The sequence below is a fragment of the Bradyrhizobium sp. Kon10 genome (genome assembly GCF_055807395.1).
The window spans coordinates 38,396-58,029 of record NZ_JBVVOZ010000022.1 but is presented as its reverse complement, the minus strand read 5'-3'; the positions used below and the strand labels follow the sequence as shown (position 1 = coordinate 58,029).

Annotated in this window: 15 protein-coding genes; 1 reads left to right on the top strand and 14 read right to left on the bottom strand. The window is 59.9% G+C overall.

What is annotated here, in order from left to right; all coding sequences use genetic code 11:
- Positions 1-81: 81 nt before the first annotated feature.
- Complete coding sequence (locus tag AC0L2O_RS25980; protein ID WP_473371721.1) at positions 82-246, top strand: DUF3551 domain-containing protein; 165 nt, start codon at positions 82-84, stop codon at positions 244-246.
- A 48-nt stretch (positions 247-294) separates the two neighbouring features.
- Here the strand turns inward: AC0L2O_RS25980 and AC0L2O_RS25975 are convergent, their stop codons facing one another.
- The 14 genes from AC0L2O_RS25975 to AC0L2O_RS25910 all read right to left on the bottom strand — a co-directional run bounded on the left by AC0L2O_RS25975 (position 295) and on the right by AC0L2O_RS25910 (position 19,332).
- The gene (locus tag AC0L2O_RS25975) at positions 295-510 is read right to left on the bottom strand and encodes a hypothetical protein (RefSeq protein ID WP_085385909.1); all 216 of its coding nucleotides are present in this window, start codon (positions 508-510) and stop codon (positions 295-297) included.
- A 249-nt stretch (positions 511-759) separates the two neighbouring features.
- The gene (locus AC0L2O_RS25970) at positions 760-1,368 is read right to left on the bottom strand and encodes a TorD/DmsD family molecular chaperone (protein WP_473371720.1); all 609 of its coding nucleotides are present in this window, start codon (positions 1,366-1,368) and stop codon (positions 760-762) included.
- A gap of 47 nt (positions 1,369-1,415) precedes the next feature.
- On the bottom strand, positions 1,416-2,048 hold the full coding sequence (locus AC0L2O_RS25965; protein ID WP_473371719.1) for a DUF3306 domain-containing protein: 633 nt from the start codon (positions 2,046-2,048) through the stop codon (positions 1,416-1,418).
- Positions 2,045-2,548 carry a DUF3305 domain-containing protein gene (locus AC0L2O_RS25960; RefSeq protein WP_473371718.1) on the bottom strand — a complete coding sequence of 168 codons (504 nt, stop codon included), beginning with the start codon at positions 2,546-2,548 and terminating at the stop codon, positions 2,045-2,047. The genes AC0L2O_RS25965 and AC0L2O_RS25960 overlap by 4 nt, the downstream gene beginning before the upstream one ends.
- Complete coding sequence (locus tag AC0L2O_RS25955) at positions 2,545-3,552, bottom strand: DUF6352 family protein (protein WP_473371717.1); 1,008 nt, start codon at positions 3,550-3,552, stop codon at positions 2,545-2,547. Before AC0L2O_RS25955 ends, AC0L2O_RS25960 begins: the two co-directional genes overlap by 4 nt.
- Entirely contained in the window at positions 3,549-4,082 is a 534-nt protein-coding gene (locus AC0L2O_RS25950) for a DUF6505 family protein (RefSeq protein WP_473371716.1), read from the bottom strand. Before AC0L2O_RS25950 ends, AC0L2O_RS25955 begins: the two co-directional genes overlap by 4 nt.
- The gene (locus AC0L2O_RS25945) at positions 4,079-5,809 is read right to left on the bottom strand and encodes a 4Fe-4S binding protein (protein ID WP_473371715.1); all 1,731 of its coding nucleotides are present in this window, start codon (positions 5,807-5,809) and stop codon (positions 4,079-4,081) included. The genes AC0L2O_RS25950 and AC0L2O_RS25945 overlap by 4 nt, the downstream gene beginning before the upstream one ends.
- A gap of 107 nt (positions 5,810-5,916) precedes the next feature.
- Positions 5,917-6,915, bottom strand: a complete 999-nt coding sequence (locus AC0L2O_RS25940; RefSeq protein WP_473371748.1) for a formate dehydrogenase subunit gamma — start codon at positions 6,913-6,915, stop codon at positions 5,917-5,919.
- A 43-nt stretch (positions 6,916-6,958) separates the two neighbouring features.
- A complete protein-coding gene (fdh3B, locus tag AC0L2O_RS25935) occupies positions 6,959-7,561 on the bottom strand; it encodes a formate dehydrogenase FDH3 subunit beta (RefSeq protein WP_473371714.1) in 603 nt (200 codons plus the stop codon).
- Positions 7,562-7,573: 12 nt separating this feature from the next.
- Entirely contained in the window at positions 7,574-10,477 is a 2,904-nt protein-coding gene (locus tag AC0L2O_RS25930; protein ID WP_473371713.1) for a formate dehydrogenase subunit alpha, read from the bottom strand.
- Between the two features lie 44 nt (positions 10,478-10,521).
- Positions 10,522-10,740, bottom strand: coding sequence for a hypothetical protein (locus AC0L2O_RS25925; protein WP_473371712.1), 219 nt, complete (start codon positions 10,738-10,740; stop codon positions 10,522-10,524).
- 290 nt (positions 10,741-11,030) lie between these two features.
- A complete protein-coding gene (locus tag AC0L2O_RS25920; protein ID WP_473371711.1) occupies positions 11,031-12,629 on the bottom strand; it encodes a sensor histidine kinase in 1,599 nt (532 codons plus the stop codon).
- A gap of 120 nt (positions 12,630-12,749) precedes the next feature.
- On the bottom strand, positions 12,750-18,797 hold the full coding sequence (locus AC0L2O_RS25915) for an AAA family ATPase (RefSeq protein ID WP_473371710.1): 6,048 nt from the start codon (positions 18,795-18,797) through the stop codon (positions 12,750-12,752).
- 166 nt (positions 18,798-18,963) lie between these two features.
- The gene (locus AC0L2O_RS25910; RefSeq protein WP_473371709.1) at positions 18,964-19,332 is read right to left on the bottom strand and encodes a response regulator transcription factor; all 369 of its coding nucleotides are present in this window, start codon (positions 19,330-19,332) and stop codon (positions 18,964-18,966) included.
- Positions 19,333-19,634: the final 302 nt, after the last annotated feature.

Below are 19,634 nucleotides of genomic sequence, written 5' to 3'. Positions count from 1 at the left end.
GCTTTTTCAGCACTTGCACTGGCCAACATGTGAGACTCTGCGGCATACGCCGGGCCGGCGGTGCCCGCGGGGCACTATTTCATGACGTTCGATACGCGCGGCTCGGATTGCGGCTTCACAAGCTACGAGCAGTGCCTGGCGACCGCATCAGGCATTGACGCGGAATGTTACGGCAAGACCGCTCGCGACGGCAGCGATGATCGAAATCGATGGGGTCGCAGCAATGCCTGGGCGCCGCCGCGTTGATGCAGGGACTGGCTGAGTTGCACCGTGACCGCGAGTCAGCCGGGGCGTTCAATGCTTTCCCTGGGCGGTATAGACCAGGGCTTGATCGTCGATCTCCTGTACGGGGAGCTTGTGTACTTCGGCCGTGACATGTAGTTCCTGCAAAGACGGCATGGCGGCGGTTCCGGAGGCCAGCTCGACGGAGGTCGAGGGCCAACGCGTCATCATGCCCCCGGCAGCAAGCAATGCGACCACGGCGATGGCAGCGATAGTCAGGCGCATCATGGTGGGCCTCCGTTTTCGCGGTCCCTAGATAGGTCTGCGGTGCTGGCAAATGGTTCAGGGGAGAGGTCGATTAGCGACGGCTCTTTTGCGAGCACAAGGTCAGCGTCTCACGCTGCCTTCCGCGAAAGCGGCCGATGACGGTTGCTGTACAAAGGCGTCGAGAACCGCGGCGGAACCTACGGCTATGGCGGTGGCGACTAGGCAGGCCACGATGAACGATCGCATGATCTTTCCCCTGTTGCCCTGCCATCAGGCAGGAAGTGAATAGGCCCCGGTCTCGATCTCCACGAACGCACGGCCCAGTGAGCCGACACTTACGTAGAAGACGGCCGGGTGCGCGCGCTCCAGATCGGCGAAAAAGCGCCGTGCCCATGTTGCCAGGTGCTTTGCGAAGAAATCACGATCGCAGCCGTCCGGACCGGTGATGGCGCCGCCGACCAAGCCCGCCATCGTCTCGCAAAGGGTTGCAATGTGATCCTCGGGTTCGGACGGGTTCACCCGCTCGATACCGAGAAGCTGGAAAGCCTCGCGCAATTCCACCAGCGGCCGGCCGTACAGCGAGCCGGTGAGATATTGGGACGCGTAAGGCAGGATCTGGCCCCGGCCCAGTCCTGCGAACACGTCGAAATATTCGCGCGCAGCGCCCGCTTCGCTGGATCGGCGCGCAGCCTCGGCGAGCGCCGCATGCGCCGTGCCGAGCGGCGTGGTGTCGCCCTGCAGCGCCGACAGGCGGCCGAGCAACTCGCGACTGGGCCCCCGGGCCAGCAACTTCGCCAGCAGTGCGTATTCGCGGGCACGAGCGCGATCCAGTTCATCGACGACATGTCTGTCAGAACCGCGCGCAGTGCGCTCCCGCATCGTTCGGTCCTCGTCTGCTACCGGTACTGCGGCCAATCTGGAACTCCCTATCGCGGCAATGCGCCGCCATGTGTTCGGCGCTTCGACGGCGCGCCACCTTCCAGTTCCGCAACGGGTTGCTCGACCGCCGCGCCCTCGTCAGCGGTTTCACTCGATGCGGCCGGCAGGTCAGGCAGATCTGGCGCTTCGATTTCCGTGACAATTCCCGCTTCCGCCGGCGCTTCCAATGCCGTCGGCAACTCGGCCATGGCGGTGACCGATTCGGCGGGCTGACCAAACGCCTGCGCGAGAAGCGCCGGTACGTCATCGGATTCGAACAGCGGACCAAAGCCCGATATGGCGGTTCGATCGTTGAAGTCCCATTGGTTTTCCGCAATGCCGACGAAATCGCGAATGGCCGGGTCGCTGATCCAGGCCCGGCGCAACGCCGCGCGGGTCAGTTCAGCCGGCACCCGGCTTTTCAGAAAGGCACGAATGTCGGTATCGATGGTGATGGTGTCAACCGATAGTAACTCCAGCGGATCGACCGGCCCCTCACCCGATCCCGTTTCAGGCTCCGTGTTCTCCGGTCCGGCTGAACCAGCCAGGGTGTCGTCCTGCCCGGTGTCTGCCTGCCGCTTGGAAACGGCCTCGCGTTTCAACCGCGACCATCGTGAGAGCGAGCTTTCTGGCGCCGTCATGTCCCGTTCCCCTGCCCGTCCTTTTGGCGATCGAATTCAGCGGGCTGGCGCCGGCGCTTGATGAAGGGCCGCTCAACGTGATGCGTTGCGATGAATTGACCGACGATCGCCAGAATGTCCTGCGGCATTGGCACCGCCTCGACGAGGTTGTTGCCCGCATCCGTGAAAGCCTCCCCCTGCGCCGGATCGGCCGTCACCGCCAGCAGCTCGTACGGCCGGTCGGATCCGGTCGGGCCGAGCACCACCCACAGTTTCGGCGTCCCGCATGCGAGATTATCGCGGTAATAGGCCGTCTCAGTTCGGTGAAGTTCGATCAGGGCCTCACCCGCGTAGAACAGCATGCTTTCCGCCTGCACATCGAGCGCCGTCCACGGTTCAGCCGAAGGTGTCCCGGCGAACACCGAAACCGGCCGCCAGAGAAACTCGGCCCAAACACTCTTCGCCCGGCGCCGTTCGACGACGACACCCACCGGAACGCTTTCAAGTGTCGTCGATCTCAATTCGCGGCCTCCTCACAACGGATTGGCAAGCCGGTCACCAGATTTTGCGGCTTCAACCGCAGCTCTTCGTCGGCCGTCATGGCTGCCAGCAAGTATACCGGCTCCCCCCTGACCTTCTCGATCACATCCGACGGATCGCGGAAATCCAGCCGGTACAGGCCGACCAGGCGCGCCCGCAGCTCGCTGTCCACGTCATTTCCGTTCCAGATCGCGTCGCCGATCCGAGTCGCGTCGGCACTCAACCCGACATACCACGACAGCGGTTCGTCGCGCAGTTCCGCCACCGGTTCGACCGCGACGTTCACCGCGAGCAAATGCGATATCCAGCGCGCGATTACATCGCCCAACGCGGCCGATCCACGTTGTCCGGCCGTCAGGTCAAGCCCGACGTCGAACCGGTCGCTGCGCTCCCAGTAACTGCTGGCAGTGGCATCGCTGAGCACGTCGGCCTCGACGGCTGCCGGCAATCCCAGCAAGGCAAACAGCGGTGACTGGTGCCGCCGATCGACACTCGCCTCCTCGTCCCAGGCGATGATCGAGTTGCCTTCTACTGCCAGCTTCTGCGTACGAAAGAACATCTCGGCAGCGCGCAGAACAAGGGCATCGTCGCAATCGTTCAGCGCATTGCGTAGAATGACCTGTATCAACTGCCCTATAAAAACCTGCGGCAGCCTGATATTTCGTCGCATGATATCCAGATAGGCCGATTCAAGGGTGCGATGCCTCACCAGATGATCGCGCCAGGCAATCATCACCTCCCAGTTCTCGCGCGCATCCGGGTCCGCCATCGCAGCAATCTGCGACGAGGTCACCGCCTGCCGCGGATTGTGCAGCAAGATGTCGTAGAGCGACCGTTCAGCCAGGCAGGCTTCGGGTGGCGGCACCAGTTCGGCGCGTGCCAGATACACCTTCAAGAATTCGTCCGTGACCACCAGTCTTTTCGTGGCGTCGCGATCGAGCAGGTGATGGCCGCAACCGAGCCAGAAATCGTGCTTCGCGCTCAAGGTCGTCCTCCTTTCCGGAGCGTTGCAAGATCGAGATGCTCGTCCGCATCCTGCTCGCCGACGATCTCCACGAAACTGAAGGCCCGCGACGGCGATTGCGCGGCGGGACGTAGCGAGCGGAATGCCTCGTGGATCGAGCCGCCCTCGAGGGTCCGCGTCACGGCGACGATGACGCCATCAGGATGATCACAGAGCGAGGCCGCAAAGGCGACCTCTTCCCTCGCCGCCTCGCGCGCGGATGCCAGATCAGGCGCACCAAACTTCCGGACCAGTTGCGCGGCGAGCAATTCAACGACATCGGCATGGTCCTGCTCCGTCGCGTCGACGATCTGAACCAGGGTCGAGCGACCGAGCGAGCCAATTCCCAAAAACCCGGCACGAAATGCCGTCCGGGTTTTGCCCCGCAGCGCCGGAATGTCCCGATTGAGAAAGGCGAATGCGCCGGATACCGCCCATTCGCCTGGAGCCGCGGCCCGGTCGAAAACAAACGAATCGGAGGCGTCGAGTTGAATGGTCCGCAGCAGTTTCATGGGCGCGGCCCTCGCTTGTCGGCGAGATCGCCTTCCTGCAGGTAATCGTCGGTGGTTCGAAGCGCGCGATCCGGCGCACCATAGGGATCGAAATGCCCCTCGGAGACCACGGCAACTCGGCAATCCTCGCACATTTTGATCAGGTCGATGCGGCGCGACGAAGCCGCATACATCCAGTGTCTGCCCTCGAGTTTGGCCACGACACGATCGATGGTGCTCTTCACTCCGAACGGCTTGCCGCACTGGATGCAGCAAAACGGCTCCTCCTGCTTCAGCACACGTGCAGGCGCCGTCGCCGCGCGGAAGTCGATCTGGGGCTTTAGGGTGATGACCTGTTCCGGACAGGTCACCTGGCAGAGCCCGCATTGCACGCACGCGTCCTCGACGAAGCGCAACATCGGCCGCTCCGGGTCGTCCCGCAGCGCGCCGGTCGGACATGCCGACACGCAGGACAGGCAAAGCGTGCAGTTACCCGCATCAACTTCGATCGCTCCGAACGGCGCCCGCTTTGGCAGCGCGATAACCTCGACAGGATCGGGAGCCGCCCGATGGAGTTCGCGCAGGGCGAAGCGCACGACTTCGCGCTTGCCCCCGGTGGGCTGAAAGCTCGCCGGCCGCGGCGCCGATGGCATGGATGGAATCTCTCGCAAGGCAATATCGGCGACATCCGGATCGTCGGTCTCGAGCATTGCAAGACGAGGCCCGGCGAAGCCCAGCCCTTGCAGGATCGGTTCCGCCAGCGCGACCGTCTGCCTCAAGCCGGAGACGTCGTGACGGGGCCTGCCCCGCAGCAGGAAGCGGATAGCCGATGCGCCATATGCAAAGCCCGCCACGATGCCTTCCAGCCCAACCTGGGTGGTCTCGTTGACGGCGAACGGCAGCACATGCGCAGGCAGTCCGTCGCCGAACTGTGCCAGGGCGTCGAGCATGGGGCTGCCGTGCGCCTCGTCATGGAACAGGACCACCGGATGCATACCTCCGGCCGCGTGATAGGTGAGCAACATCGTGCGGAGCTTTCGCACCAACACATCCGGCGGCAGCATCGCGTAGGATGCGGCACCTGTCGGACAAGCCGCGGCGCATTGCCCGCATCCGGCGCAGATGTTCGGATCGATTGCGACGTGATCGCCTGCCGGCTGGATGGCACCCGCCGGACAAAGATCACGGCAACGGCTGCAGCCGACGATATTCGAACGCGAATGCGCGCATAGCGATGCATTGAAGCCGACGTATCGGGGTTTCTCGAACGCACCCGTGAGGTCTCGCGCCTTGAGCACGGCCTCCAGCACCGCGGATCGATTGCCGGGATCGACGCGCAGATAGCCGTCACGAAGATCGGCTCCCGAAAATAGCGGCGATCCGCCGGAAAGGTCCAGAATGATATCGCAACGGGATTGGGCGCCGTTGCGCGACGGTCCATACCGCAAGCCACCGCGCAATGTTGGCTCAGGCGAGGCAAAATCATCGATGACTAGCGCAAAAGCGCCGAAATGGCCTCCGGCAACCGCGATCTTTCCTTTCACCACGGGAAAGTCGGTCGCCCCGAGCCCGGCAACCAAGCCGGACGGCAGGATCAGGACGGTGACGTCGAGATGCTGCTCGAGCATTTGACCGGCTTCGATCGCGACTTCGTCCCGGCCGTACACCAGGATCGTGCCGGAGCTTTCGACTCGCACGAACGGCACGTCCGGCGTCGGAACCGCAGCCGCCGCCCGCAACGCCAGCATCCCCGCCCCTACATCGCCTGCCGGAATCGCTTGAGAACCGTCCTGCATTTTACAGAGTTGCCTTTCCGGCGATGATGTCCGCGAAATGAACCACGGCGGCGGCGGACCTATTCCGCCGGCACGGAGTACCCGGCCTTCCCCTTCTCCAATTGTTCGGCCAGCCAGACGTCGTGATGTTCCTTCGCCCAGTTGAAATCCACTTCGCCGGTGCCCATTGCCTCGAACGCCCCCTCCATTCCGAGCGTGCCGATATAGATGTGGCCAAGGATCAAGGCGATGAACAGCACGGCGACGACGGCATGCGTCACGTGCGCCAGTTGCATCTCGGCAATGGTGGTTTCGTAGAACGGAAACAGCAGCAGAAAGCCCGATATGGAAACCGCAAGGCCCGCTGCCAGTGAAAGCCAGTAGACCGCCTTCTCGCCCGGATTGAAGCGGCCGGCGGGAGCATGCTTCGACTTGATGAACCCGCCCCCTTGCTTGAGCCATTCGATATCGACCTTCGCGGGCAGATTGTCCCTGAAAAAGATCCCGATGATCAGGACGAGACCGACTACAAACGAGAAGCCGGTGAAATTATGGGCATACTTGGCAGCTTGTGAGATCTCCGAGAAAGCCTCGGGGCCGACCACGGGTAACAACACGATCTTTCCGAAGGTGATGTTGAGCCCGGTGAGGCCGAGGACGACAAAGGACACCGCTGTCAGCCAGTGCGAGAATCTCTCAAACGCCCGAAATCGGGTGACAGTACGTCCGGACCGCCCCGCCGAAATCCGGAGCCGGCCCATGATGAGATAGGCGGCGGCCAGCAGCACGATGGTGCCGAGGATCACGACCGCAGCACCCCAGTGCAGCAGCACCTCGTGGAAATAGTCCCAGGTCCGTCCCGCCGGCTGGATCAAAACGCTGGCCTTCCGGTCCGGAATGTCGATCCGCCCCTCGATGCGTGGCGCCTGCATCAGCAGATCGCGTTGAGGCGTAACGCTCGCCGTCGGGTTCGGCGCCCCATCCGGGCCGAGCTTCTGCGCAAATGCCGGAACCGCAACCGTTCCGCAAAGCAGCAGCGTCGCAACTATCAGCAGACGAATACGACCGAGGGATATCATAGCGACATTACTCCAGGTGATTTCGTTCACCCTGCGTTTTCCGTCAGATCTCGATATCCCCGTGATAGGCGGTCATCCAGCCCCAAGCGCCGGAGCCATAACCACGTTTGAGGACCCGCTCCTTGTAGATCTGGGCAATGATGTCGCCGTCGCCTGCGAGCAGCGACTTGGTCGAACACATCTCGGCGCACAGCGGCAGCTTGCCTTCACCGAAGCGATTGGAGCCGTATTTTTCGAACTCGGCGGCGCTGCCGGGCGCTTCCGTCCCGCCACCGCCCGCGCAATAGGTGCACTTGTCCATCTTTCCGCGCGAACCGAAATTGCCGACTTTGGGATACTGCGGCGCCCCGAATGGGCAGGCATAGAAGCAATAGCCGCAGCCGATGCACAGGTCCTTGGAGTGCAGTACAATACCGTCCTCGGTCGGATAGATGCAGCTGACCGGGCATACCGCGGCACAGGGCGCGTCGGTACAATGCATGCACGCCATGGATACCGACCGTTCGCCCGGCTTGCCATCGTTGATGGTCACGACGCGTCGGCGATTGATGCCCCAGGGCACCTCGTTCTCGTTCTTGCAGGCGGTGACGCAGGCGTTGCAATCGATGCAGCGCTCGGCATCGCAAAGGAATTTCATCCGCGCCATGGCTCTGTTCCCTTACGCCGCCCTGATCTGACAGAGCGTCGCTTTCGTTTCCTGCATGCCGGTCGCGGGATCGTATCCGTAGGTCATGATCGTATTCACGCTCTCGCCTAGTACGAAGGGATCGGCCCCTGCGGGATATTTGGCGCGCAGATCGTTGCCCTCGAACCAACCGGCAAAGTGAAACGGCATCCACGTAACCCCCTTGCCGACCCGCTCGGTCACGACCGCTTTCATGCGCGCTCTCGAACTGTTCTCGGCGCCGGTCACCCAAACCCATCCGCCATCCTTGATTCCGCGCGGACCGGCATCCGCCGGATTGATTTCGACGAACATCTCCTGCTTCAGCTCCGCAAGCCACTTGTTCGAGCGCGTCTCCTCGCCGCCGCCTTCATATTCAACCAGACGGCCTGAGCTGAGGATCAGGGGAAACTCTTTGGCGATTCCGCGGTCGACCGCAGCTTTCTGAACCGTGAAGCCGATATTGGGCACGCGGAACTGTCGCGCATCCGGCAAGGTCGGATAGTCCGCTACGAGCTCCGGACGCGGCGTGTAAATCGGCTCGCGGTGCATAGGAACCGGATCGGGCAAATTCCAGGCGATCATACGCGCCTTGGCATTGCCGTAAGGCGAACAGCCATGCTCGATCGCGACCCGCTGAATGCCGCCGGAAAGATCGAGCGACCAGGACACCGCGTCGGGATTGGCGGAATTGACCCGCTTGATGATCTCCATTTCCTGCGCCGTGAGATCCGCGTCCCACCCCAGCTTCTTCAACACCGCGAGCGTAAATTCCGGATATCCGTCCTTGATCTCGGAATCGACCGAATAGGAGCCCTCGGCGAGCAGGTTGTCGTGCTCTTCTTTTTCGATCTCCAGACCGTTCTCCGTCACCTTGCGCTTGGCGACGCGCTCGACGCCAAAACGCGCGCGGAACGTCCCGCCGCCTTCCTTGATCGACAAATTGGTGTTGTAGAGGATCGGCGTCCCTGGGTGCTTGAACTCGGGCGTACCCCAGCACGGCCATGGCAGACCGTAATAATCGCCGCCAACCTCCGGGTCGTCCTTCGGCGCCCGCATGGTGACGAGGTCGAACTTCGCCTGGTTCTTCATGTGCGCCTTGAGCCGCTCCGGCGATTGGCCGCAATAGCCGGTCGACCAGCCGCCGCGGTTGATCTCGCGAAGGATGTCTTCGGCCGACACCACCCCGTTCTCGACCTTGATGTTCTTGAACATCCGGTCCGCAAACCCGAATTTGCGGGCCAGCATGTACATCGTCTCGTAGTCGTTCTTCGATTCGAACACCGGCTCCACGACCTTCTCGCCCCATTGCAGCGAGCGGTTTGAGGCCGTGCGCGAGCCGTCCATCTCGAAGCTGGTGCAGGCCGGCAGCAGGTAGATGCCGTCCTTGCGCTCCGAAAGCACCGACCAAGCCGTCGGATACGGATCGCACACCACCAGCAATTCGAGCTTTTCGATTCCCCGCTTGGCCTCCGGCATACGGGTGATGGTGTTGACGCCGTGACCCATGATGAACATCGCCTGCACGCTATCCGGCTGCGTCACCTGAGTCTTCGGCAGCAACGTCGCGTCAAACCAGCGCGTGCTCGGAATCCCCGGTCCTTCCATCAGGGCCTTGCTGGAGAACCGCGATGCCATCCAGCCGTAGTCCACCTCCCAAACCCGGCACCAGTGCTGCCAGGCATCCTGGGTCAAGCCATAATAGAGCGGCAACGACGTCACATCGAGGCCGAGATCGGTGGCGCCCTGCACGTTGGTATGGCCGCGAAAAATGTTGGCGCCGCCTCCGGCATGACCGACATTGCCGGTCGCCAGCAACAGAATGCAGCTGGCACGGACATTCGCGGTGCCGGTCGTGAACTGGGTTTGTCCCATTGCCCAGATCAGCGTCGCTGGCTTTTGTTTGGCAAACGTTTCGGCGACGTGTCTGACCTGCGCTTCCGGCAAGCCCGTGACGCGCTCCACCTCCGCCGGAGTCCACTTCGCCACCTGCTTGCGGACTTCATCAACGCCATAAACCCGCTGGCTGAGAAATTCCTTGTCTTCCCAACCATTCTCAAAAATGTGCCAGAGCATGCCATAGATCGTCGCGATGTGCGTACCGGGGCGCACCCGAACGTATTCGGTGGCGTGCGCGGCGGTGCGCGTCATGCGCGGGTCGATGACGATCATGTTGGCGCGGTTCAGCTCCTTGCCCTCGAGGATATGTTGGAGGGAAACCGGGTGCGCTTCGGCGGGATTTCCGCCCATGATCAAGATCGTCTTCGAATTGCGGATATCGTTGTAGCTATTGGTCATCGCGCCATACCCCCAGGTATTGGCAACGCCGGTGACCGTGGTGGAGTGGCAAATCCGTGCCTGGTGGTCCGAGTTGTTGGTGCCCCAGAACGCCGCAAGCTTTCGGTTAAGATAGGCCGCTTCGTTGGTGAACTTGGCCGAGCCGAGCCAGTACACCGAATCCGGTCCGGACCTCGCGCGAATCTCGAGAAGCTTGTCGCCAATCTCGTCGATCGCTTGTTCCCAAAACAGCCGAACCCATCTGCCGTCAGCAAGCTTCATGGGATACCGCAAGCGGCGCCGGCTCAGCACGTCGTCGCGCACCGCAGCACCCTTGCAGCAATGCGATCCACGATTGATCGGACTGTCGTAGTCTGGCTCCTGCCCGATCCATACGCCATTCGCGACTTTTGCAATCACGGAACAACCGACCGAGCAATGCGTGCAGATGTTCTTGCGTGTCATGACCGCGGCGCCCGCCGCAGCGGGCGGACCGGCCTCCGCCTTGCGAATGCCGCCAAGCGGTAGTTCGCCCAGCACCGCCAACGCTCCGACGGAGACACCGGAACCGGTCAGAAAACTGCGGCGATCCAGTTCGTGGCGCGGCCGATCGGCCAACATGGACCCGTGGTCTCGACCACGCGCAGATTTTTTGAAAAGCACGATTATTTCTCCTGCCAGGCAGGATAACGATTGACGCGGTAGTAATTCTGAACTTCGGGGGTGTTCCCCTGGTAGCGGGCCCTACGCTTGTCGGCACTGCCGGTCGGTCGAGCCGCGCCGGCCTGATCCGCGATCGTCCCGCCCGCGGCAATAGCCGCCCCCGCGGCCGCGGCGCGAAACACATCGCGCCGGTCCACTTTCGCCAAGAGAACGCTCTTCATTGAGGCTCCTTTTTTTCCCGCGTGAGCGGAAGTAGTGTCGCAGACCAACGTGATCCTGCTTCCGGCGCCGTGAGCGTATTGACCGGAAACCACGACTTAAATCGCAAAACCGCGCATGAGACCCGCTAAAGGCTTCGCCGACGCTTACCTTGTTGAGGCTCAATCCCTCAAGACAGTACCGAGCCGAGCCGGACTCCTCTATCCAACGCAGGTGTCGCCCGGGGCATACGTTGGTGTTATCGACGGCCGCATGTCGAGAAGTTCAAGGAGAACGTGAGAGCGTTCGTCCGTCAGGCCGACGTCCGCGACGTCACCCTGGTCGCGTGCAATATCATTTGAAACACGGCACCCTGAGGTGAGTTTGGGAACACCAACAAGTTACCGTCGTGAGATTCAACGATGGAGCGGCAGATCGACAGACCCATCCCCATCCCCTTGGGTTTGGTCGTAAAAAGCGGGTTGAATATCTGATCAGTTTCCTGCGACGGGATACCGTTACCGGTGTCCGCAACCGATACGGCTATGCCGCCGTCTTTGGTTAGTTCGGATATGACCGCCAATACTCTAAGCCCATCCTTACCCGCCATTGCCTCGATGGCGTTTGTGATCAAGTTGAGAAGTACTTGCTGAAGTTGAATTCGGTCTCCCATGATCTGCGGTAGCTCCGCTTGCGACTCTGCGCGAACGAGTATCCGATGCTGCTGCAGATCACCATGTACCAAGGTCAGGGTCTCTTCGATAAGCACGTTGATGTCGAGCCAGATTCTGATCTGGGCATCTTTCTTGAAGTTCGCCCGAATGCCTTCCATCACGGCAGCCGCGCGACGGCCATCCGCGACGATCTCTTTGAACTGCTCCTTCGCTCTATCGAGCTCGGGCAACGAGCGATCAAGCCACCTCAAGCCTGTCTCGGCTCTGGTCATAATGGCGGCCAGCGGCTGTTTGATTTCGTGGGCGATCGTCGCTGCTACTGCATCGCCAGTAACCAGACGCGCGCCGCGTTCGCGACTTTGAGCACGGACAGCACCGATCAGCCGCGCATAAACAATGGTGATCTCGTAAAGCAAGACAAACAAGATGAGGCTGCCTGACAGCAGGCTGCAAGTCCTGCCAGCATACCAGCCAAGGCTGAAGCGCGCTGAAACCGGGAAGCTGCTTATGAGAACTTCGGTTAGGAAAACGAGCATGACCACCATCAGCCACAGATCGAGCAACGACTTCCGTCTGATCCAAAGCAAGATAATGGCCAAGATGCTCAACAACGCTATTATGACTGCGATATAATACCATAAAGCAGAAAAATTCACCGCGTCCTCCATGAAGCGTGGCAGGTGCGCCTGGAACGCTATCAGGAGATATGTCGCTGCCGATATGGCGGCTGCCGTAACAACAATGCACGACAGGATGGCCGAACCCGCAGACATTCTCCTGCGTTGCATGGGAGGCTGCGCTGTCTTCAAGAGCGCGTAGGCAATGACGAACATCGGAAAGCCGGCGTGCCACAGGGTGTAGAGCCAGACTGTGATCTCGGAAGAGCTTCCGCCGAGAAGGCCGTGCGGTGCAAACACCCCTGGAAACGAGAGCAACCAGGGGATTACCACCAATGCCGTCCAAACATACCCGCTTGAGATGATCAGCAATGCACGCGAACGAACTATAGAGAATTGCGTGAACAGAAGCACCGCGGTGATCGAGTCGCTCACGAACATTGCCATGCCATAGAGAGGCACTAACGCGTCCACTGCCGCCAATTTGACCTGCTGCTCTCCTGTCGCCGATATGAAGAACGCCGCCAGCACTATCAGCAGCGCGACGCTGAGGGCGAGCTTCTGCTGTGTCCTGCTCGGCGGCAGATTCGAGAGAACCAGGTCTTGTGCGTGCGCAGGCATCGATCTCCTCTCGGACCGCAACTCTGGACCTTTACAACAGGATCGGCCTTAACCGGCGTCGATCGACACCATCAATCTCGTCCTAAACATTCGCGTAACATTCGTGGCGCGGCCGTAGGCTCACGCAACGCTTGCCGGCAGTTCGATGATCAGCCTGGCTCCGCCAAGGCTCGAGCTGTTGTCGGCTCGAATGGTCCCATTGTGTGCTTCGATGATCGACCGCGCGATCGGCAAGCCCAGCCCCATTCCCGTTTCCTTGGTCGTAAAAAAACTGTCGAACAGACGCGGCAGATGCTCAGCGTCGATGCCAGGGCCGCTGTCTTCCACAATGCAGCAGACTGTTTCGGAATCGATCTGCTGTGTTCGAATGGCAATATTCCTGCGCGCCACTTTCGAGGAGGTGATGGCTTGTACCGCATTGACGACAAGGTTCACGACAACCTGCTGCAATTGAGTACGGTCAACCGTCACCTTCGGCAGGTCGGACGCCAAATCGAGCGACTTCGACACATTCCTCGATTGGAGTTCCTGATGCAACAAAGCCGTGCATTCCGTGATGATGTCAGCGAGCGCAGTCTCCGACCGCCTCGACGCCCCCTTGCTTGCCATCGTACGAACACGGTCGATGACATCAGCAGCCCGTCGCGCATCATTGACGACGCGCTTCAGGACTTGCTGCACCCTTTCGAAATTGGGTTCCGGTTGGTTCAGCCAGCGGAGCGCAGTCTCACCGCTGGTCAGTATAGACGCAAGGGGCTGGTTTACCTCGTGCGCAATGGATGCCGTCAAAGCTCCGAGGCTAACGACCCTGCTTACGTGCGCCAGCTCCGATCGCACCTTGTCACGCGCATCTTCCGCAAGCCGCCGTCGTGTAATGTCCTGAATGGCACCGAGACATTCCAGTCTGTCGTCCTCGTGCCTTGCTACACGCGCGCACACCCACAAATATTTGATTCGATCATCCGGCATTATCAGCCGCATTTCATAATCCGGGTTGTCAAATCCCGCACGCACCTGCTCCAGGTAACCACCTGTCCTTCGGAGATCATCCGGATGCGTGCGCTCACGAAGCAGGCCGAAGGTCACCACGGTATCTGGCTCGAACTCCCAAATGCGTTTGAGTTGATCTGAAAACGTGATCTCATCCGTAGCCACATCCCATGCGAAAGTACCGGTCAGACTTATCCGTTGCCCCTGAGTGAGGTAGAACTCACTTCGCTTCAGCAAGGCTTCAGCCTGCGATCGTTCGATCGCGATGCTCGCGAGGTGTGCAACATGCCCAATGGTTTCCTGATGATGCAAGGACGGACTGCCCGGGTCTTGCTGATAGACGCAAACGGTGCCAATGACGGCTCCTTCCCGTGAGCAAATCGGCGTACTCCAAACCGCTCTCAAGCCGTGCTCCAGAACATGAGCCCGGCACGGTGCCTCCATCCAGCGTGGGTCGGATCCAATATCTTCGGCGATCACCTGCGCTTTTTCGCTGATTGAGCGGCCGCGTGGAGAATCATCGGAAGCAACCGACGCCCCCCGGATTGGATTGGTGTAGCTCGCAGGAAGAGAGGGTGCGACGCCGAATTCGAAGATCTTGTTACGACCGTCGATCGGGTAAATGCCGCAATGGCATTCCGGCGCCGATTTCTCAAAGAATCTGCATAGTGCGGCGAGCACTTCCCTAAGAGGCTGTCCCGAGGCAATCAACTCCAACACGTGCTTCTCGCCCGCAAGAACGGTCTCTGCCTGCTTCCGATGTTCGACCGCTTGCGCCAGATCCCCATAAAGATAGGTATTTTCGAGCGAAATTGCAGCTTGCAATGCCAGCAGCTTCAGTACCGCAGTTCGGCTCGACGTGAATACGCCGGGAGTCAGATTGTTCTCAAGATAGAGCACGCCGTGTATCCTGGCTTCGTTCACAAGCGGCAGGCATAGGACGGACCTTGCCTTGAGGCCATACACATACGGATCCACGGAATATGTCGGGTGAACCGACGCGTCGTCCAGTATCACAATCTCCCGCACTCGCCTTACATATTGAACGATCGTTTCCGGAAGTCGTATTGCGGACTCCTCCGGTCGACGAACGATGATGCTATTCTCGCCGATAACCGCTTCCGCTTCCTGCCGCAGTTTATCTCCACGCGATAAAAGCAATACGCCTCTCTCAGCGCCCGCATGCTCGATCGCCAGGCGCATCAGGGTATCGACCAGTTTCGCCAGCACCATCTCACCTGATAGCGCTTGCGACACCTTGACCACGGTTGCAAGGTCGAGTTGATCGATCCCGGTCGCGATCGTCGCCGAGGCGGCATGGGCGAGTTCGATCTCCCGCAAATAGGGATGAAGCGTTTCCAGCTGACGCACCTTGCCCTCGGCGCCCCACCGCCGATAGCAGGACCGGGCCTCCCGCAAATAGGCATGCGCAATTGTCTCAAAGCCGCGGGACGCGTAGAAGCCCGCTGCAAGCTCATTGGCGATCGCTTCGTTGTTGACAAAAGCATTCGTGCGCGCGGATTGAATCGCGCGCTCGTATAAAGACTCGGCGTCAAGGGCGCGGCCTTCAATGCGCGCGATCTCAGCGCCAACAAGTGCGGCGCGGTTCTCGAAATTCTCAGAACATCGCATCGCCCAAGCTGCAAGCTCCCTGTGGTGGGCTCGCAACGCATTCAAGAATTCTGGTCGCTTGTCCTCCGAAGTATTTTCATATTGGGCAGCGAGCGCCAACGCTCCGTAGAAATGGAAGTCCGCCAGCACAAGGAACCCGGGTACCGTCCACAATAATGCTTGCGCTTTTGATCTGGAGGCAAGCGCGGATGGAGTGTCGGCGGCACAAAATTGACTCTGCAGTTTGCGGATCCAATACCAGCAGGCCGGCATCGCAAGGCCGGGGCCCGCGTCGAGATGCCGCTCAAATTGACGCTCATCGAATTGAGCGTCGCTGAACGATGATAAATCAACCGTTAGCCCTCTGAGTGCTCGGATAAGACCGAGTTGTCCGAGGATCAAATCGGCGACGGTACCGAATTGAGCCTTCTGAACGAACGCCAATCCGATCTCGGCTTCTCGCTGCACTTCGCTCAAAACGCTTGCCGCGGCCAGATGAGTCGAAACCATGGTGGCGTAGCTATACGCCACAAAGGTGGGGTCGCCGGTCTCCTGTGCCGCGTTAAAACCGCGGCGCAGCAAGTCGAAGTTGGTACGTACGTGCCTGGTCCAGGGATTGATTGCGTTCCCGAAGTTCAAGTAGACGCGGGCCTTGAATCGATCGAGCCCACCCTGCTCCACCAGATCGACGCCGAGCTTGCCGAAGCGGAATCCCGCGTCGTAATTGCCGAACCTTGACTGCAGGATCATGCCCAGAAAAACGTAAGCGAAGCAGGACCCGTCAGCGTTGCCATGCTCAAAGCTGAGATTCGCCATGCGGCCGATGGTCAGGGCAAGTAAATTACCATCGATGAAATTGGCTGGAGCGTGAACCGACGTCAGCACATTGAGCGTAGCGCGGTGGTCCATATCGGTCATCGGGGGCAAATTGACGAGATCCTCGACCGGGCGGCGACCAAGCAATTGCCAAATCCGCTCGTATTCCTGCGCCACCGCGTCGTCAGTGGGATGGAGCGGCCACTTGATCCCTACACGTTCAAGGTACTCCAACCCGATCTCGACCGCGCGGTCAGCTAGATCCAGATTCGTGAAAAGGTCCACCCTCAAGCACGTGACGGCAGCACGATCGGTGAGGCTTCGAGCTCGGCTGTAAAGCGCAGCGAGATGTTCTTGAGCCGATACCAGATCGCCCGTGACATGCTCGCACTCAGCTCGCTGAAGATGCGACGCAAAGGCGAGCTTGTAGCAATGGTCCCAATTGTCCTCTGATAGAAGTCCGGCACCGGCAGTAAAATACGTCAATGCCGACGCATAGGCTGCCGAACTCTTGGCTCTCCTGCCTGCCATCAGATTGAGTTCCGCGAGCCGTTCGCGCTCCTCGGGCGGATAAATCAAGTCGGCGCCGCGATTGAGCTGATTGACGATCTCGAAGATACTGTCGGCAAGCGCGTCGGAGGCTGTTTGCGACAGCATCAAACGCCCGATACGAAGGTGCGCGGCCGCACGCACGTGAGCGGGTATCAGCGCGTAAGCCGCCTCGCGCACGCGATCATGAGCGAACGCATAGGCATCGTTCAGGCGAACTACAAACCCGGCGTGGACAGACTCCCAAATTTCTGCGTTTATCTCTTCCTTCGATCTCGCGCCCACCATCGCCAAAGTGGCGGCGTCGGCCACATTACCCAAGCATGCAAACAGTTGCAGGATCTGTTGGGTGAGGACCGGTAGCAGGTTCAACCTGCCTATTAGGAAGTCTACCACATTGTCCGTGATGCCCTTGGCATCTATGCGATTCAGATCCCAGCACCATCGCGCATCGGCGTAGTCGAACGCGATAAGAGTCTCATTGACCAGCATGGTGATGAACTGAACGACAAAGAACGGATTACCCGCGGTCTTCTCAAAGACTCGCGCCGCCAACTGTTCCGCTCGACCCGACTCACAGTGGAAAGTATCCATTACAAGCTGAGTCAGATCTTCTTTCCCTAGGGAAGCCAGGACGATGTGTCTTGCCTGCTTTCCGCTTTGTTGGATAACTTCGAGCTTGCGCGTGAGCGGATGTGCGGGCCCGACCTCGTTGTCGCGATAAGCACCCATCAGCAGCAGGTGGCCGACATCCGGCTGCGTCAGCAAATCCTCGATCAAGTCGAGCGTGGCGGCGTCGAGCCATTGCAAGTCGTCGAGGAACAATGCAAGCGGATGATCGGGCCGGGCGAAGACACTGATGAACCGACGGAATACGAGCTGGAATCGAACCTTGGCTTCCGGTGGCGGCAACTCCGGAACGGTCGGCTGTTCTCCGATTATGAGCCTCAATTCCGGAATGAGATCCGACATGAGTAGGCCGTTCGGACCTAATGCTTGAACGAGGTTGTCGCGCCACTTGTCTAGCTCGGACTCGGTCTGGCTGAGAAGTTGGCGGATAATACCCTGGAAGGCTTGCGCCAACGTAGCGTAAGGTATGTCACGCTTGTACTGGTCGAACTTGCCCGACGCAAAGAAACCGCGCGGCAGAATCAGAGCCTTATGCAGTTCGTTAACCACGGCTGACTTGCCGATACCGGAATATCCGGAGACCAGCACCAGCTCCGGTTCGCCTTTCACCAAGACGCTGTCGAATGCTGCAAGCATGGTGTCGATTTCACGCTCACGCCCATACAGTTTTTCGGGGATGAGAAGCCGGCCTGTGATATCGTGTTCGCCTAGGGGAAATGGTTCGACCCGGCGAAGCGTGTCCCATTCCGTCAGACAACGCTCAAGATCTCGTTTCAATCCAGCTGCCGTTTGGTAGCGGTCCTCCGCCGCTTTGGCGAGCAGCTTGCCGACAATTGCAGAAGTTGCCAGGGGCAGATTGGGTATCAGATTGTCTGGAAGGACCGGTTTTCGCGCAATATGGCAATGGATCAATTCCATCGCGTCGACCGAGGTGAAGGGCAGCCTTCCCGTCAGCATTTGATAGAAGGTGACACCCAGCGCATACAGATCGCTACGCGAGTCGACCGAACGATTCATCCTGCCCGTTTGCTCCGGGGCCATATAGGAAAGGGTCCCGGCGATGAAACGCGGCGGTTCAGGTGGCTGCCTTTCGCGCGGGATGCGCGACGCTATCCCAAAGCCAGTGAGTCGGATTTCACCGTCGCGGCTGTTAACCAGAAGGTTGGAGGGTTTTATGTCCTTATGGACGAGACCTCCTTGGTGCATCTTGCTGATAGATGAAGTGATATCGATAGCGAGACGCAGGAATCTCTCAACTGCCATAGGCTGATCCAGATGGCGGCTAAGCAATTCGCCTCCGGGGTCCTCGAGTAGCAGAGTAGTTTGGCCGTGTTCCTGCACAAGCTCCAGCGGTCGGAGCGCCCAATCGCGATCAAGATATTCCGCCAGCTCGTATTCGCGAGCAAGGCCGCCGAAGCTGTTAGACGCGGCACTTTCAGAGGCCGCGAGCGCGGTGATAGATGAACTGGAGTCGGTGGTGGTAATCCGGCGCGTGATCCTGCGCAAAAGCGTGTCGCCTTCCTGCGACAAAACCTCGACTGAGCCGCTTTCCTCGGCCGCATTTAACCACACCGTGTGTCACTCTCTCGTATCGAGAAATTCCTCAGCTTATTGGACCTCTGAAATACAGCATTCTGATCCCTGGGGCACCGATCACGGAATCGCGCAACCGAGAAATCGCAGCATCGCCACACAAAACATCTGGGAAGTCTGCGCCGCGAATTATCTCCGCGATGTTCTAACCTTTCACGGCTCCTTCAATGCAGCCAATCAAGTCATTTATTTCAAATGGCTTCCTCAGCAGGCACACGGCACCGGCGATCGCTGCGTTGGCTTCGAGGTTTGCGTCGGAACGTGCCGTGATCAAGACGACGGGGGTCGTCGATCCCCGAGCGGCGAGGTATTTCATCAAGTCCAGCCCGCTCATGCCCGGCATGTGAATGTCCGAAACGACACAATTGAACGAGCTGCTCCCAATCACACGAACATAGTCCTCAGCGGAGGCGTACCCGCTGGATCCATACCCGAGCGAGGACAGCGATTCCACGAGCGCTACTCGGAATGACTCGTCATCGTCGATGACTGCGATTTCGAGATGTCTTGCCACACAACATCCATGCCCCCAATTGTCTGAAGAAGCGGGGGAAATCGAACTTTGCACGCGCCCCGGATGCCTAGAAATTATACAAGAGTGTTATAGCTGCGGCCCAGAGATGCGGGGCAAGGTCAGCCGCTCGGAATTTGCCAGCGTTTTCAGGCCGTTTTGCGCAGACGGGCTGTACGTTTGGATGGGATATTCGTTCCGGACAGGCTCGGCGCCAAATCCAGCCTACCAGCGCTTTGGAAAGCCCCCTCTTGGCCCACAACCTTTCCCTGTGTCCCGGCATATGCTGGCGGATCTGATCGTCA